The sequence below is a fragment of the Gluconobacter sp. R75690 genome, from assembly GCF_015244525.1.
Classification (GTDB): Bacteria; Pseudomonadota; Alphaproteobacteria; order Acetobacterales; family Acetobacteraceae; genus Gluconobacter; species Gluconobacter potus.
Genome location: NZ_JABCQB010000005.1, coordinates 284,440 through 300,331 on the forward strand (window position 1 = coordinate 284,440; position 15,892 = coordinate 300,331).

The 15,892-nt window shown below is 57.9% G+C and carries 13 protein-coding genes, 2 pseudogenes and 1 riboswitch; of the genes and pseudogenes, 5 read left to right on the forward strand and 10 right to left on the reverse strand.

Annotated features, from left to right (window positions below; all coding sequences use genetic code 11):
* Position 1: 1 nt before the first annotated feature.
* Entirely contained in the window at positions 2-1,867 is a 1,866-nt protein-coding gene (locus HKD27_RS08595) for an ABC transporter ATP-binding protein/permease (RefSeq protein ID WP_194689182.1), read from the reverse strand.
* A gap of 944 nt (positions 1,868-2,811) precedes the next feature.
* Complete coding sequence (locus tag HKD27_RS08600) at positions 2,812-4,218, reverse strand: coniferyl aldehyde dehydrogenase (RefSeq protein WP_228518392.1); 1,407 nt, start codon at positions 4,216-4,218, stop codon at positions 2,812-2,814.
* A gap of 100 nt (positions 4,219-4,318) precedes the next feature.
* On the opposite strand from HKD27_RS08600, the gene HKD27_RS08605 reads away from it, so the two are divergent.
* Positions 4,319-4,927, forward strand: a complete 609-nt coding sequence (locus tag HKD27_RS08605; protein WP_194689184.1) for a TetR/AcrR family transcriptional regulator — start codon at positions 4,319-4,321, stop codon at positions 4,925-4,927.
* A gap of 118 nt (positions 4,928-5,045) precedes the next feature.
* On the opposite strand, the gene thiD is transcribed toward HKD27_RS08605, so the two are convergent.
* The 7 genes from thiD to thiC are packed head-to-tail and all read right to left on the reverse strand — an operon-like array spanning position 5,046 to position 11,038.
* The gene (gene thiD / locus HKD27_RS08610; protein ID WP_194689185.1) at positions 5,046-5,798 is read right to left on the reverse strand and encodes a bifunctional hydroxymethylpyrimidine kinase/phosphomethylpyrimidine kinase; all 753 of its coding nucleotides are present in this window, start codon (positions 5,796-5,798) and stop codon (positions 5,046-5,048) included.
* The gene (locus HKD27_RS08615; protein WP_228518393.1) at positions 5,795-6,757 is read right to left on the reverse strand and encodes a HesA/MoeB/ThiF family protein; all 963 of its coding nucleotides are present in this window, start codon (positions 6,755-6,757) and stop codon (positions 5,795-5,797) included. Before HKD27_RS08615 ends, thiD begins: the two co-directional genes overlap by 4 nt.
* Positions 6,754-7,362 carry a thiamine phosphate synthase gene (locus HKD27_RS08620; RefSeq protein WP_194689205.1) on the reverse strand — a complete coding sequence of 203 codons (609 nt, stop codon included), beginning with the start codon at positions 7,360-7,362 and terminating at the stop codon, positions 6,754-6,756. Before HKD27_RS08620 ends, HKD27_RS08615 begins: the two co-directional genes overlap by 4 nt.
* On the reverse strand, positions 7,362-8,120 hold the full coding sequence (locus HKD27_RS08625; RefSeq protein WP_194689187.1) for a thiazole synthase: 759 nt from the start codon (positions 8,118-8,120) through the stop codon (positions 7,362-7,364). Before HKD27_RS08625 ends, HKD27_RS08620 begins: the two co-directional genes overlap by 1 nt.
* A gap of 2 nt (positions 8,121-8,122) precedes the next feature.
* Positions 8,123-8,320 carry a sulfur carrier protein ThiS gene (gene thiS / locus HKD27_RS08630; protein ID WP_194689188.1) on the reverse strand — a complete coding sequence of 66 codons (198 nt, stop codon included), beginning with the start codon at positions 8,318-8,320 and terminating at the stop codon, positions 8,123-8,125.
* Positions 8,310-9,248 carry an FAD-dependent oxidoreductase gene (locus HKD27_RS08635; protein WP_194689189.1) on the reverse strand — a complete coding sequence of 313 codons (939 nt, stop codon included), beginning with the start codon at positions 9,246-9,248 and terminating at the stop codon, positions 8,310-8,312. Before HKD27_RS08635 ends, thiS begins: the two co-directional genes overlap by 11 nt.
* Positions 9,245-11,038 carry a phosphomethylpyrimidine synthase ThiC gene (gene thiC, locus HKD27_RS08640; protein WP_194689190.1) on the reverse strand — a complete coding sequence of 598 codons (1,794 nt, stop codon included), beginning with the start codon at positions 11,036-11,038 and terminating at the stop codon, positions 9,245-9,247. Before thiC ends, HKD27_RS08635 begins: the two co-directional genes overlap by 4 nt.
* Positions 11,039-11,172: 134 nt before the next feature.
* Positions 11,173-11,307, reverse strand: a riboswitch (TPP riboswitch).
* A 105-nt stretch (positions 11,308-11,412) separates the two neighbouring features.
* Here thiC and HKD27_RS08645 point away from each other — a divergent pair.
* The 4 genes and pseudogenes from HKD27_RS08645 to HKD27_RS08660 form a co-directional block, all read left to right on the forward strand.
* Positions 11,413-11,875 (forward strand): annotated as a pseudogene (locus HKD27_RS08645) (hypothetical protein); the annotation flags it as partial.
* A 483-nt stretch (positions 11,876-12,358) separates the two neighbouring features.
* Positions 12,359-13,081: a response regulator gene (locus HKD27_RS08650; RefSeq protein ID WP_081107360.1), complete on the forward strand. Its 723-nt coding sequence runs from the start codon at positions 12,359-12,361 to the stop codon at positions 13,079-13,081.
* A complete protein-coding gene (locus HKD27_RS08655) occupies positions 13,078-14,457 on the forward strand; it encodes an ATP-binding protein (RefSeq protein WP_194689191.1) in 1,380 nt (459 codons plus the stop codon). Before HKD27_RS08650 ends, HKD27_RS08655 begins: the two co-directional genes overlap by 4 nt.
* A 148-nt stretch (positions 14,458-14,605) precedes the next feature.
* Complete coding sequence (locus HKD27_RS08660; RefSeq protein ID WP_228518394.1) at positions 14,606-15,361, forward strand: DUF3313 family protein; 756 nt, start codon at positions 14,606-14,608, stop codon at positions 15,359-15,361.
* A 354-nt stretch (positions 15,362-15,715) separates the two neighbouring features.
* Here the strand turns inward: HKD27_RS08660 and HKD27_RS08665 are convergent.
* Positions 15,716-15,892 (reverse strand): annotated as a pseudogene (locus HKD27_RS08665) (IS5/IS1182 family transposase); the annotation flags it as partial.

The window sequence follows — 15,892 nt, forward strand, 5'->3', positions numbered from 1 at the left end:
GTCAGAACTTCCTGTTTGAAGAGAGGAGAGAAACTGGAGATGTCTCTGCAGTTTCAGAAACGATGCCCGTTCCACCCGCGATATGCAGGCGTTTGTCATGCAGCATCACGATGTCGGCTGTGTGCGCCACGCTGATGAGAGTCAGGTCGGAACGCGCCATAAGGGTGGCGTAAATGGCATCTGCCGTACCCTGATCCAGTCCGGAGGTGGCCTCGTCCAGAATGAGGATGTCAGGCGGCGATACGAAAGCCCGTGCCAGCGCAAAACGCTGCTGCTCACCGGGAGACAACCGCTGGTTCCAGTCTCCACCAATATCCAGCTGGGCCACGAGCCAGGGCAGACGGAACTGGCACAGGAGATCAGCGCAGAGTTCGCGCGCCTCTTCGGACGGCGGCTGCGTCTGGAGCATCAGTTCCAGCAGGGTCCCGTGCGGCAGGTAAGGCAACTGCGGCAGGAATGTGATCCGTGCGTCCTGCGGAAGGGTAATCGTACCCTCCCCGATGCGCCACAGATCGGCCAGTGCTCTCAGAAGGGTGCTCTTTCCGCTTCCGGAAGCACCCGTGATAACCCATTTTTCTCCGGGGGCGATCGACCATGCCCCAATAGTCACAAGCGGCTTGCTTTTGCCGGGAAGGCGAATATCCAGATTGGCGACGGAAATTCCGGAATTTGACGTTCGGCTTAGGATAATGCCCGGTTCCTCAGGCATCCGGATAGCATCGAACAGAACGAAGAGTCGGTCAAACGAAGCATTCGTCTCGGAGTACATCGGATACATCTGCATCAGCCAAGTCAGGGAAGAACTCAGAGTCCCGAACACGGATTGCGTCTGCGTGATATCGCCATACGTCATCCGGCCTGCCAGATAACGCGGAATGGTCAGGGCCAGCGGCAAAACGCGCTGGATATGGGTGACGATCTGCGTGGAAAATGAAACGATCACTCCCATGCGCTGCTGGGCAAAATAATTGTGCATCAGACTCGAAAGCGCCGTGACAATACGCAGATGCTCGATCCTGCCACGGACCATGAAAGCGATCTGCTCCGCGTGCTTCCTGATGGATACGAGCGTGAAGCGCAGATCGGCTTCATAATGCTGCTGACGCATGTTCAGGCGTGTCAGCTTGCGGCCAATCCGGAAAATAATCCCGGTTGCGAGGATGGAAGACACATAGGCGGCAAGCAGGATGTCGTAACGCGTCGTGATTTCATGCCCGAAAAGATGAAACGTCACAGGCGCAGATCGGTGGATCAGCAGGGCTGTAAAAATCACGATCGTGTAAAGGGACCGGAGGCTCCCCATGAAAATGCCGGACACGCCGCTGATAACGAGCCTGACGTCCTCGGCAATACGCTGGTCAGCATTCTCAACGCGCTCGGCCCGCTCGATGAAATAGAATCTGTCGTTACTCAGCCACTCTTCGGCAATCAGTCCCGAAATCCTGTTGCGCCAGAGCATCTCCAGAACGTTTTCAAGGTAAACCCCCAAATAGGTCAGGCTGTAGACAAACGATCCGACTGCCACGAATTCGATGGCATACCGGGGGATGACGGCGATGTTCTTGTACTGCAGTGCGTCAAACAGCTTCTTGTTGATGCCGGTCTCTAAAGAGAAAACATACACGGCACCGAACTGGATGGTCAGGCAGATCAGCAAAAGCGGCCAGGCCTTTTTCCATTCTTTTGATACGAAAAAGGCACCTGCAATCCTGCCCAGGAAAATGATTTTCCGGAGGGACCGGCTTTTGGCGGCCCATTCAGCCGCAGACCCCACAGACAGCGAGGTCACTCCCTTAACCGTCACACCAGTCAGAACTGAACTGCCCTTCAGGGAGTTCGGCACTTCAAAATGATCATCACGTGTCATGGCCGCCCTCCCTCTTTTCAACTCAGAACCATTTCTCCACATCGCTTCCGATATGGAGGGTAACATCCGCCCTCGACAGCCCTGCAAACCGGCAGGTTTTTCTGAAAGCCAAGTTCATCACCCGGCTTCCGTTGTGATGAGGCAACAAAGAATCCATTCTTTCAAATAAGAAATATATATATCGAGTATTACTTTTTTATATGGGAACCTAAAAATGAGCCGCGTATGGGCTTGTGCACAACCATCATCTGTCATGGGGCACGTTTTAGGAGCAAACCATGAAAATAGGGCGTGAAAATTGATCAGCCAAGGCGCAAAATCAGCTGCGAAAAGAACTCATTAAACTTCCCAACCTGTTCGAAAGTCCGCTCTTTAAATGAAGGTACCCTCAGCCATACTTTCCGTTTTCCCGCAAAACGGATGTTTTGTTGAGTGAATACGGCGGTGCTGATTTCGCAGCGAGCGGCGGACGCAACTCAGATACAAATGATGGACATTCAGGCAGACTTCAGAGCCCGAAGGTTGTAATCGCACAGGATACAGTAGTTTCCTGCCGAAAAATCTATGTCCGTTTTTCTCTTTTTATCGGACATAGGGCGCGGGGCACAAAAAAAGACCCGCAAGGATCTTTTTAAGGCGTATTCCATAGGCGCTCGTCCACAAACAATGGCCCTCACGGAAGACGGTTCGATCATCTCTGCCACTCTCCGCGATAGCCATTTCAACTCACGCAGGCCTGTCACCATTTCTCGGTGTCGCGGCTGACTTGGAGGAAGCGGGCGGTCTGGTTATGGTCAATCTGAGAACGTAATCGGACTCTTCAGGTCGTCCAAAATAACATGAGACCAGTCAGTTAGTGACGGCGGTATCGGGCCGCGTGATAAACTCCGCATTGACAAGACGCCCGATAAGGCCGGGGCCCCCAACAAGCAGAACGCGCGTTGTCATCGCAGGAGCAGATTTGTAATGGCATCGGTGAGCTTGCCGAATGGCGGCTGAAGCAGCATTGCCGCATTGAAACGACCCTGCCGGTACACGCCACGGGCATGGGTGAGCGCGATGAAGCCTTCCTTTCCATGATACGCCCCGATGCCACTGTCTCCCACACCACCAAACGGCAGATCGTCCTGCACATAATGCATCAGTGTGCCGTTGATGGTGACGTTTCCCGAAACCGTGCGCTTCAGAAGCCTGTCACGATCAACGCGGTTGTCACCAAAATAATACAGGGCCAGAGGTCGGGGACGCGCGTTGATGAAGGCAATTGCTTCATCAAGGTTCCTGTAGGTCAACACAGGCAGGACGGGCCCGAAAATTTCTTCCTGCATGACCGCCATTTCAGGTTTGACGTTCAGTATGAGAACCGGCGCAAGGACATGGCTGGCGGCTGAATCGCTCCCCATCCGGATAATCTGGGCGCCATGCTTCTCAGCATCACGGATTAAACCGCTCAGCCGCTCATAGTGATGCTGGTTGAGAATGGCCGTATAATCGGGTGATCCTACATAACCGCCCGGATGCAGCTTTTTCACGGCCTCCTGCCAGGCTTTGGCAAAAGCGTCTTTGTCGTTTTCATGAACCAATACATAATCCGGCGCGACGCAGGTCTGGCCGGCATTGTTCAGCTTGCCGAACGCCACGCGGTCCGCCACCCGCCCGATGGAAAAACCGGGCTCGACCACCACCGGAGACTTGCCACCCAGTTCGAGCGTGACGGGGGTGAGATTGCGCGCAGCAGCCTCCGCTACCTTCTTGCCGACTGCCGTGCTGCCGGTGAACAGGATATGATCGAAGGGCAGAGAAGAGAACGCGGCCCCCACATCGCCATCTCCCGTGACGACGGAAACCTGCTCCGGCGGAAAGACTGTCCGCACGATCTCGCCAATCACCGCCGATGTGACCGATGTAAATTCCGATGGTTTGAGCATGACGCGGTTGCCGGCGGCAATCGCCGTCGCCAGCGGAACAAGGGCGAGGGAGACCGGATAATTCCATGGCGCGATAATGCCCACGACACCAATCGGCTGACGGACCACCCAGGCGCGACCGCACTGGAAATAGGCCGAGACGTGGCGGCGTTCCGGTTTCATCCAGCGTCCCAGATGCAAAATCATGTAATTGAGCGACTGCACCAGTGGGATGAGTTCCACGATGGCGCTTTCACGCTCGGATCGCTGGCCGAAATCCGTTTTCAGGGCACGCACGATGTCACCCCGCTGCTTCAGGATTTCGGCTTTCAGACGCCGCAGATCGGTCCGGCGCTGTTTCAGGTCGGGTGGCCCGACATTCAGGAACGCGGCACGCTGGCGGTCGAGAATACGGTGCAGGTCAGCAGGCGTAACATCGGACATCACGTCCTCCATGTTTACAGGAGAAACTTTTGCAGGCAGAATATGGAGCACGACGATCTGGTGTCAATGAAAGTTTCTTCTGTAAACATGAGCCTCACGAATGAGTGAAATCAAGGACCGCCCCTATCATCACGGTGATCTGCGCCACGCCCTGATCGACACGGCGCTTGCTATGCTGGCCGTAGACCAGAACTGGACCTTCACCCTGCGGGAAGTGGCGCGGCGTACAGGTGTCAGTCACGCGGCGCCCTACAAGCATTTCCGTGATCGCGAGATGCTGTTGCGGGAACTGGCCTCAATCGGCTTCGTCAGGCTTGGGGAGACCATGACAGAGGCTATGTCCCCGGCCATGCCTTCCACGCGCGCGCAATTCGTGGCAGCAGCGCAGGCCTGTATCGGGTTTGCGTATCAAAATCCCGGTCTTTATCGCCTGATGTTCAGTTCCGATGCCGACAAGACGATAGACCCGCAACTGCATGACGCGGCCATGAGCACTTTCGGGATTCTTCTGGGGCTTCTGGAAAAAGGACAACGCGACGGAAGCTTCCGACCGGTTGCCGTCAGTGCCCTGGCGGCGGCAAGCTGGGCCCAGGTGCACGGCCTGGCCATGCTGGCGATCAGTCATCAGTTGCTTGAAGAGAAAGTCGGGTCAGCGCCAGTTCCGGCCGCGCTGGACATGTTGCTGGATGGCATGTGTTGCACCGATTGATTGAGCTACCGCATCAGGTCCAGTGCAGCCGGAACTGGTAATGCTTTCCTTGATGACCAGCATGAGGGCATAAGCGGACCTGCTGCTTACGCCTCTAAGCGGCACGTCCGCTTTACGTTCAAGTGCTGTTATCCGCGTCATATGCTTTTCGAAAACGTTCAGCTAGTCCGTGTCGAGCGACCTTGATAGCCTCTGGGAGAGTCTTTCCCTCTGCCAGCGCGGCGGCGAGGCCGCTGGCCAGATGACATCCTGTTCCCCTGAGATCAAACTGATAACGCGGAGAGCAGAAAGACAATGACGGGAGGGCCTCCTGATAAAGAATATCCGTCGATAGCTCAGGATGACCGTCATGACCGCCTTTCACAAGAACGCTTTGGCAACCGCGCTCCAAAATTGCTTTCACGATATCAATATGCTCAGAGGCCGTATCCATTTGTAAGGCCGACTTCAATGCTGCCAGTTCAGGCAGATTGGGCGTCAGGACAGTGACGCGAGGCAGAAGCAGATCAATAAGTGTTATAACAGCTTCTGGTTCCAGAAGATCATGACCAGAGCTGGAGCAGACAACCGGATCCAGTACGATCGGCACATCAGGAAGGCGGCCCGCCACAGAGCGTATCAGAGCTGCGTTGCACAAAACACCAATCTTGACGGCCCCGATCCCACCTTCCAGTGCAGCGTCGATCTGGGCGGCAAGCATTTCCGGAGAGACGGGCTCTACAGCCAGAACTTCGCGATCCGTCTGGGCGGTGACAGCCGTTACGGCGATGCGTGCCGTCAATCCTGCATCATGAACAGCGAGCAGGTCACGTCCAAGCCCGGCTCCTCCGCTGGAATCCATTCCACCAATCAGAAGAACGGGCCGGGTCATCGCCCTGTTGTCGCAATAAACGCAGTTGCACCACTCCGCCCGGAAAAGCGTTTAGCAGCCCGCCAGGCCCGCAAGCCACTGGTACAGACGAACACGGTTCGGGCCGCCTTGATATCCAGCATTTCCGGATTCTCAACCGGCCCGCGAGCAGCCCATTCCACGGAAGGTGGGCCCGTCTCGTCCCGCTCCCGCAGATCGAACACACGATCGGCTTCAGTGATCTCTTTAAGCCCGAGAATGAAGGGTCCCTCCTCTTCCGGCGAAGGGGCGTCATCAAAACGGAAAGAAGAACTCCGCCAGTGCTCCAGATCCAGACTGATCATCTGACCCAGTGGAGAAGGCTGCATTTCCAGCAGGATCGACAATGTCATCTGCGCCTGTATGGCACCCAGCGCCGCCACGGCCGGCCCCAGCACTCCGACCTCCGAGCAGGTGGGAAAGCTGGCAGGAATATCGGGAAAAACGGCGCGATAACCGGGAGCACCACCACAAAAGCCTCCGACATAACCGGACTGCCCCAATACTGAGGCGCTGACGAAAGGCACACTTGCCTCAAGGCAGAGGTCAGACAGCATATAGGTCACGGCCACACTGTCTGCTGCATCAACCACAACGGAAATACCCGGCAGAAAACAGCGTGCAGAAGCCGGTTCCAGACGCCGGGCAACAGGTATGATCTGGCAATCCGGATTCAGCCCTTCCAGTCGTTCTGCCACGCAGGAGACTTTCAGTCTGCCGATGTCTTCCATGCGGAACAGGGTCTGTCGATGAAGATTGCTTTCATCCACGCGGTCATGATCCACCACCGTGATCCTGCCGCACCCGGCTCCAACGAGTGCTGGCAGCACGGTCGCCCCCAGCCCACCGGCACCAACAACCAGCACATGGGCATCCAAAAGGCTCTTCTGGTCGGCCTCGCCCCGCGCAAAAAGACTAATCTGCCGCGAATACCGGCTCATCGTACATAAGCCCGCGTCGCGGCGACCCATTCCCGGCAGCGGGCAACCGGGGCGTCCGCCATCTGGATATCCGTCACCACAGCGGCACTGTCCGCCCCCGCGGCAAAGACCCCGGGGAGGCGCTCGGGCGTCAGTCCACCAATGGCAACAAGCGGTGTCTGACCGGCCCGCTTCTTCCAGTCAGCCACCCGCTCCAGCCCCTGAGGTCCCCATTTCATTTTTTTCAGAAGGGTCGGGTAAACAGGACCAAGAGCAACATAAGCCGGTTCATAAGCCAAAGCCCGTTCGAGTTCCGCCGGATCATGAGTGGACAGTCCGAACCGGATTCCGGCTTTCCGGAGCGCAGAAAAATCCGCCGTTTCCATGTCTTCCTGCCCGAGATGGACGAAATCGCATCCCAGTTCCCGCGCAAGGCGCCAGTAGTCGTTGATGACAAGCTGGGCACCATGCTGCTCACACAGATCACGGGCATGACGGATCTGGCGACGGATTTCCGCTTCCGGTTTGTCCTTGAGACGAAGCTGCACCAGCCGCACACCACAGGGCAGCAACGTCTCAAGAAGCCCCACGTCGCCGACAAGCAGATAAAACGGATCGAGCGTCATCACGCCAGCTCCGCCAGACCGAAAACGGGCGTCGAAGCGCTGGCCATGTCCCGTTCAGGCATGAGACCGGCCTGATGGCCTTCCCGCCCCGCCTGTATGGCGCGCCCGAAAGCCCGCGCCATCCCCACAGGATCGACCGCCTTCGCCACGGCGGTATTGAGCAACACGGCATCAAATCCCAGTTCCATGGCCTGCGCGACCTGACTGGGCGCACCGATCCCTGCATCCACGACCAGCGGCACGTCCGGGAAGTGTGCTCTCATGGTCCGCAATCCCGCCAGATTTCGCAGCCCCTGTCCCGAGCCGATGGGCGCGCCCCAGGGCATCAGGACTTTGCAACCGGCCTCAAGTAGTTTTTCTCCCACGATCAGGTCCTCGGTCGTGTAGGGAAAGACATCAAATCCCTCCGCACACAGCACGCGCGCGGCCTCGACGAGCGCGAACGGGTCGGGTTGCAGCGTGTCGGCATGACCGATGACTTCCAACTTGATCCATGAAGTTCCAAACACTTCACGCGCCATCCGGGCCGTGGTCACGGCTTCCCGAGCGGTATGACAGCCCGCCGTGTTGGGCAGCAGGCGGCACCGGCTTTTCGCCAGAAGGTCACGAAATGCCCCCCCGGCCGCCCCTTCGCGCCTCAGCGAGACAGTAATGACCTCCGCACCGGATGCCTCGATGGCCTCCAGCAAAACCTGCGGCGACGGATATTGCGCAGTCCCGAGCATCAGACGGGACGTCAGATCAACACCATAGAACATGGTCAGCCTCCCTGCATCGGCGACAGGACTTCAACCTTCACGCCATCATTCAGCAGCGTTCCGGGACGAAGCGGACGGGCAATGAAATCACCATTCACGGCGGTGGCCACGCAGGGGGATTCAAAGCCCTGCTCCGTCAGCAGGTCGGCCAGCGTCCGAGCCTGCGTTTCAATGGTCTGGCCGTTCAGATCAATCCGCATGGGCGTAAAGCTCCGCAAGTTCCGTGGTCAGTTGCTCTGCACAAACAGGCGCCATCAGAAAACCGTGGCGATACATTCCGTTGACATGGATGCGGTCCGCTGCGTGCCGGATGGCCGGAATATTGTCAGGAAAGGACGGACGCAGCCCTGCGCCCAGTTCCAGGATTTCCGCTTCGGCAAAACCGGGATGAAGCGTATAGGCCGCCGAAAGCAGTTCCATCGCAGCGCGCGCCGTCACACCCCCGCGACGCGCACTTTCCACCATGGTCGCACCGATCATGTAGCGCCCGTTCTCGCGCGGCACGATGTAGCAGGGGAAACGTGGATGCAGCAGGCGAACGGGCCGCGTCAGCGCCACATCCGGCGCATGCACGATTAACATTTCTCCCCGGACCCCGCGCAAATCGGCCAGATCTTCCCGGGACGCCAGCCCCCGACAGTCCACGATCCGGCCCCGTGGCGCTCCGGTCCGGAACGACACGCTTCTGCTTTCCAGACGGCTTCGCAGACTGGCCAGTGCCTGACGCGGGTCCAGATGCGCTTCGCTCGAAAAGAACAGCCCTCGTGCGAAACGCCCTGCCAGATCCGGCTCCAGATCACGGGGAGACACCCAGTCATGCTCCCGCGTCGCCCGTGCAAAGCGCTCCAGTTCGGAAACATCCCGCGGTGGTGCGACGACAAGCGTCCCCCGCCGCACGACACCCGGAACATGGGCAGCCCACCAGTTCACCGCGGCCTGACCTTTTGCCACGATCAGGTCCGGCGCACTTTCCCCTTCGCAGAAAGGCGCCAGCATTCCCCCTGCAAACCGTGACGCCGGTTCCGGGGCGCCATCCGGGACGATGACTTCCACGTCAAGGCCCCGGTCGGAAAGGGCCGTGGCACAACACAGTGCCGTAACCCCTCCCCCCAGGACGGAATGGATCATTCCGCCGGTTCCGTCACAGGAACATAGAGCTGCCCGCCTTCACGGAATTTCTCTGCCATCTGCTCCATTCCGTCCTGCTTTTCCGCTGCGGCACGGATGTCATGCGAAATCTTCATCGAGCAGAACTTCGGCCCACACATCGAGCAGAAATGGGACACCTTGTGCGCCTGCTTGGGCAGGGTTTCATCATGCATGGAACGGGCGGTATCGGGATCCAGTCCCAGATTGAACTGATCCTCCCACCGGAACTCGAACCGCGCGCGCGACAGCGCGTCATCCCGCATCCGCGCGCCCGGATGGCCCTTCGCCAGATCCGCCGCATGAGCTGCAAGCTTGTAGGTGATGACCCCCGTCTTGACGTCATTCCGGTCCGGCAGACCCAGATGTTCCTTCGGCGTAACGTAGCAAAGCATGGCCGTGCCAAACCAGCCGATCATGGCCGCACCGATGGCCGAAGTAATGTGATCGTAACCGGGCGCGATATCGGTCGTCAGCGGGCCAAGCGTATAGAAGGGCGCTTCGTGGCAGTGCTCAAGCTGCTTGTCCATGTTGGCCTTGATCTTGTGCATGGGCACATGACCCGGCCCTTCGATCATGACCTGACAGTCCTTTGCCCAGGCAATTTTCGTCAGCTCGCCAAGCGTTTCCAGCTCCGCAAACTGCGCCGCATCATTGGCATCGGCGATCGAACCGGGACGCAGGCCATCCCCGAGCGAGAACGACACGTCATAGCGGCGGCAGATGTCGCAGATCTCCTCGAAATGCTCGTACAGGAAACTCTCACGGTGATGATGCAGGCACCATTTCGCCATGATGGAGCCGCCGCGCGACACGATGCCCGTCACCCGTCGGGCCGTCAGCGGGATCATATGCAGCCGGACACCGGCATGGATGGTGAAATAGTCCACCCCCTGCTCCGCCTGCTCGATCAGCGTGTCGCGGAAAATCTCCCATGTCAGGTCTTCCGCAATACCGCCCACCTTTTCCAGCGCCTGATAAAGCGGCACCGTTCCGATCGGCACAGGAGCGTTCCGGATGATCCAATCCCGGATGTTATGGATGTTGCGGCCTGTGGAGAGGTCCATGACGGTATCCGCGCCCCAGCGGATCGCCCAGGCCATCTTTTCGACTTCCTCTTCCATGGAAGACGTGACAGCCGAATTACCGATATTGGCGTTGAGCTTCACCAGAAAATTGCGCCCGATAATCATCGGCTCAAGCTCACGGTGATTGATATTAGCGGGAATAATCGCCCGTCCCGAGGCAATTTCCTGCCGCACGAATTCCGGCGTTACGAAATCCGGAATGCTGGCTCCGAAATCCTCGCCATCCCGCTCTTCCTTCAGCGCCTGCGTCCGACCGATATTCTCCCGGATGGCCACGAATTCCATCTCAGGCGTAATAATGCCAGCCCGGGCATAGGCCATCTGGGTTACGGCACGGTCCCCGGTCGCACGCAGGGGGCGGCGCTGGTTCGGAAATGCGGGAGTCAGGCGTTCACCTTCAGCAAACCCGTTATCCGCAGGCGTGATCTTGCGACCGTCATATTCTTCCACCTCGCCGCGACGCCGCAGCCAGTCCCCGCGACTGTCCGCAAGGCCTTTCGCAATATCGATGCTGATGACGGTGTCGGTATACGGACCGGAACTGTCATAGACGTTCAGCGGATACTCCCCGGAGACCTCGATCTGCCGCATGGGCACCCTGATGTCGTGGAGCGTGCCCTGAACATGGACCTTGCTGGAGGCCGGCAGAGGCCCTGTCGTGATGGCTGGAATGGAAGCGTTCATATGGTGTCTCCTCAAGCGCACTCGAAAAGACCCAGGGAGAACGTGAAGCAGAAAGGGAGCCGCCGTCCCCTGTGCACACAGACACAAGCAGGGCCGGATCGGCCCGATAGACGCATCACCATACATCGATGGAAATGAGCGCCCTTCGGTCTTCCTACGCCAGTATCAACTGGGTCAGGTTCAAAGGGTCGCTTCACCGTGTCGCCGGTTTCCCGACAACACCAATCAGCCTCTCAGTCCCTTAAGGCGGGACCCCCCTGACGAGGCTGAAGCATGGTGGAGAAACGAAAAAAAAGTCAACAGGGCAAAATGATTTTCTGTTTAGTCCCGGGATTTAATGGTGTGATATTTTCACGTGGGTGGAAGGAAGCATTATGGAACAGAACCGTCATGGCTGCGCCACGACTATGCACGCCGTACGAGCAGCACTACAGCGATCGCAGGCTTCGCTCTCGGCGCTGAGCGAGGAGTTCGGGATTAACCCGAAAACCGTGGCAAAGTGGCAGAGACGTCAGACTGTCGAAGATCAGAAAAACGGTTGCCGGACATCGAGGGAGACAAGCCCCAACGACAGCGTTTCAAACGCTACCCGATTGGGTTCTTTCACATCGATATTGCGGAGGTCCAGACCGCTGAGGGTAGGCTGTACCTCTTCGTTGCCATCGACCAGACAAGCAAAGAGGCAACCGTCAAAACGATTCCATGGCGGCCTATAACTTCGGGCGAAGATTCAAGACCCTGAGCAGCCTCACACCTTACGAATATATCTGCAAAATCTGGACTTCAGAGCCAGAAAAATTCATCCTCAATCCAACTCATCAAATCTTGGGGCTAAACATCCAGGACCTGCACAGGACAGGTGCCCGCTTTGCGTCCCGTTTGAGCGCCGTAAGGAAGCAGCCCGGGGCGGTGCCACTTTCAACGGAGAGCAAAAGTGCTGGATGGTGCACAGGGAGAAACTCGATGCGCTGCAGCCTTTCAGGCCTTACCGTTTGCCGGGTCATGGTGGGATCATAATTCAGATGGGTCGCTGGCAGAACCACCTTCGTCTGTCGCACATGCAGATACTCGATCAGGTCCGGAGGCGAAACCGGCCTGCCCCGACCATTGAACCAGTATCCTGTTTCCGGATGCTTCCATCGGCCACCCGGCAAGACCTGAAAGCGATGCCCGTGCGGCCGACCGCAGCACTGCCCCCTGCCCGCTCGAACAGGACCTCTCGGCTCAGCTCGGGTCAGTTGGGAGGGTATGTTTCCAGGTTGAAACATGGTGTCTTGCCTAGACATCAAAAGCCGGGGGCCTTCATGCTAGGATCAGGGAATGACCCCCATGCCCCATCTCCTCATTGTCGATGACGATCAGGACATCCTGACGCTTCTGACCAGCTTTCTGCAGAGACACAACTATCGCGTTTCCGTGGCCGAAGACGGCGAAGCAATGTTCGGGATTCTCCGGGCGCAGAACATTGATCTCGTCATTCTCGACATCATGCTCCGGAACGAGGATGGCTTCAGCCTGTGCGGCCGACTGCGGGCTTCCTCGAAAATTCCGGTCATCATGCTGTCCGCCATGGCCGACCATACCGATCGCGTAGTGGGGCTGGAAATCGGCGCCGATGACTATCTGACCAAACCCTTCGACCAGCGCGAGCTTCTGGCCCGCGTCAAGGCCGTCCTCAGACGAACCGCGGAATCTGCCCCGGTGACGTGCAGCACCACGACGCGTCCCGTGCTGAAGTTCGGAGACTGGCAGCTCGACGTCGCGCGCCGCGAACTCCGCTCGGCTGACGACTCTCTGGTTCTGCTCTCCAGTGGCGAATTCGATCTGCTGCTGTCTTTCGTCGAACACCCAGGACGCGTCCTGACGCGCGACCAGCTCATGGACATGGCCCGCGGCCCGGACCATGCAGCGTTCGATCGCAGCATCGATGTCCAGGTCAGCCGCCTGCGGCACAAGCTGGAAAACGATCCCAAAAATCCCGCCCTGATCCGCACGGTCCGCAATGGGGGATATATTTTCGAAACGACGGTGACCCGCCTGTGAAACGTCCGTTTTTTATGGAAGACACGATTGCAAGACGTCTCGTTGTCACTGTCACACTCTCGGCAGCCGTCACACTCATTCTTCTGGAACTGTTTTTCACCTTTGGCGGAAAATGGGCCAAGCCGGACATTCAGGAAGCCGGCGTGGTCAGTCAGGTCGGCGCTGTCATCCGGATCGTCGGGGCTGCCCCCGCTGCTGACCGGGAGCTTTTGGCGCAGGCCGCCAATACTGATGAAATCCATTTCGCCTGGTACGCTCCCAATTCCCCACAGGCACTGATTCTCCAGAACGGCCATTACAGCCCTCACGAGATCTCCGAAGGTTGGCGTTTCCTTCAGCCTTATCTGCGGCAACATCCCGACCGGATGGTTGTTTTCCAGGAAAACAACCCCGTCTCCCGTGCTGCCGGCCTTCCCTACGACAGAACCCGGTACGACGACGCCTATTTTGCCGGGCTTCAGCTGGATGATGGCAGCTGGATCCTGTGCGTAGCACTGCACCGGTTCTGGGGCATGTATGCGTTCGAGCGGTTCTGCCTCCAGTTCCTGATGTTCAGCCTGTGGGTCATTGCCGTCTCCCTTATCGCGTCCCGCCAGCTTTCCCGTCCGATCGAACATCTGGCAGATAGCGTGCGCAGTCTCGGGCTCCAGCCCCGCTCCGCACGGCTGGAACAGGACGGCCCGCGCGAGATCCGGCTGGTCGCGGAAACCATCAACGGCATGCAGGCCCAGATCCAGCAGTTCATCGAATATCGCACGACCATGCTGGCTGCCATTTCGCATGACCTGCGCACGCCCCTGACGCGCATCCGTCTGCGCGGTGAATTCATCGACTGCCCCGAACAGCAGAAAAACCTGTTCCGGGACGTGGACGAAATGCAGGCCATGATCGATGGTGCCCTGTCCTTTTTCCGCAACGATGCCTCGCGTGAAGACAGCATCATGTTCGATCTGCCGGGCCTTCTGCAGACCATCGCGAACGACTACTGCGATCAGGGCTTTCCCGTGGAATATGATGGCCCGGTAAAAGCGGGTTATTTCGGCCAGCTTTATGCCATGAAGCGCGTTTTTTCCAATCTGGTTGAAAACGCCATTAAATACGCAACGCCGCCGACCATCACCCTGAAGCCACAGGACGATGGCAGTTACATGATCTTCATCCGCGACAACGGCCCTGGTATTCCTGAAAATTCCTTGTCCGAAGTCTTTGAACCCTATTTCCGGCTCGACAAGTCCCGGAATCGCCAGACAGGCGGGGTCGGTCTGGGACTGACATCAGCGCAGACCATCATCCGGTCCAATGGCGGCGACATCACCATGCTCAATCGCCCCGAAGGTGGTCTCGAAGCCCGGATTCGTCTGCCGAAAATCCGGTAAAAATCCGCATGTTTCAGAACCGGCATATTTGAGACACATGCTGGAAAAAGACGACCCCTAAAGTGGCTCCAAGACGCAGCGCTCCCTCATAAACAAAGGCGACGCACTGTCCGGACCAATCCTCTTTTTTCGGAAAAGAGCCACACGCATGACCCCTTCGCCGCCCCACGCCCAGCCATACAGACCTTCCCGTATCCTGCCCGTCGCACCGATGCTGATTTCCTGCGCTTTCATCTTCTCGCTGACGGGTTGCGCTGGCCAGAAAACCACCCAGACGGGTTTCATCCCCAAAGAGACCTATGGGCAGATGACCCATCAGAAGGACCATACGGATGATCTGGTCTATGTCTCCCCCAAGATCGGCATCACGAAATACCGCTTCATCGTCATCGATCCCGTCGTCTGGCATCCGGTGGCAAAGGCCCCGAAGCTGAACCCGAAGGCGGAAGCCCGGATGACCACGGCGTTCCACGACTCACTTGCCAAGGCACTGGCGCACGACTTCCAGGTTGTGGCGCCAGAAGAATGCGGCACGGCCTGCGACAACACGATCCGGGTCCGCGCGGCCATTACCAATATCCGCCGCAGCAAGTGGTATTATAACGCCATTCCCGTCATCGCCGGATTTGCCGCAGGCGCAGCAGGGGGCGGGATGCCCCCGATCCCACCGCCGTTCCCGGGTGGCGCCAGCGAAGAACTTGTCGCCACGGATGCAGTAACGGGGGAAACGCTGATGGCAGTCGCGACTTATAACAACGGGATGCCGTGGAACGCGCTGGGTCAGTGGCTTCCCTACGCTCACGCAAAGCGGGCTTTCCGCCTTGCCTCCGAACTGATGGACGAAGAATTCCACAAAATCAAAAAGAACGACCCAACACAGCTCGCCTCCCGGAAACCGGGATAACTCTTCCAGGAAGCAGGAGTATCGATCAATGGGCCGGCTAAGAACCCAAATTCGCAAAAACTGGCCTCTTCTGGGGCTTGTCGTGAACCGTTCGTTCCTGAACGCTCTTGAAGCCTATCTCCCACTCGCGATTAGTCTTATTACAAGTCATGGCAGTCGTAGGGCGTAGTCATTTCCCAGCGTCTTCCTGCTTGCAATTTACAATACAAGTCTTGCCATGTGCCGCAAAATGGGGGGATCGAAGAACCTTTTTTGAACTCCTGATTTCGGAGTTATGGCGTTTTGCTTGATGGTTGTCAGGGTCACTTTTTCTCTGCGTTTTGATCCGTGTGGGGATGTTGCCCCGCTGAGTTGCTATGCGGTCGTACTGATCCACTCCAGGAACCGAAAGCGGCGCATGTTGTAGACGATATTGACCATCCCGATCCTCATGGTGGCATGGGTGATACCCACTGTCCGGACAAACAGTCCCGTCTGTGCTTTCTGATCGGCAAAGACATGCTCGACACGGGACCGAACGACGGATTTTCC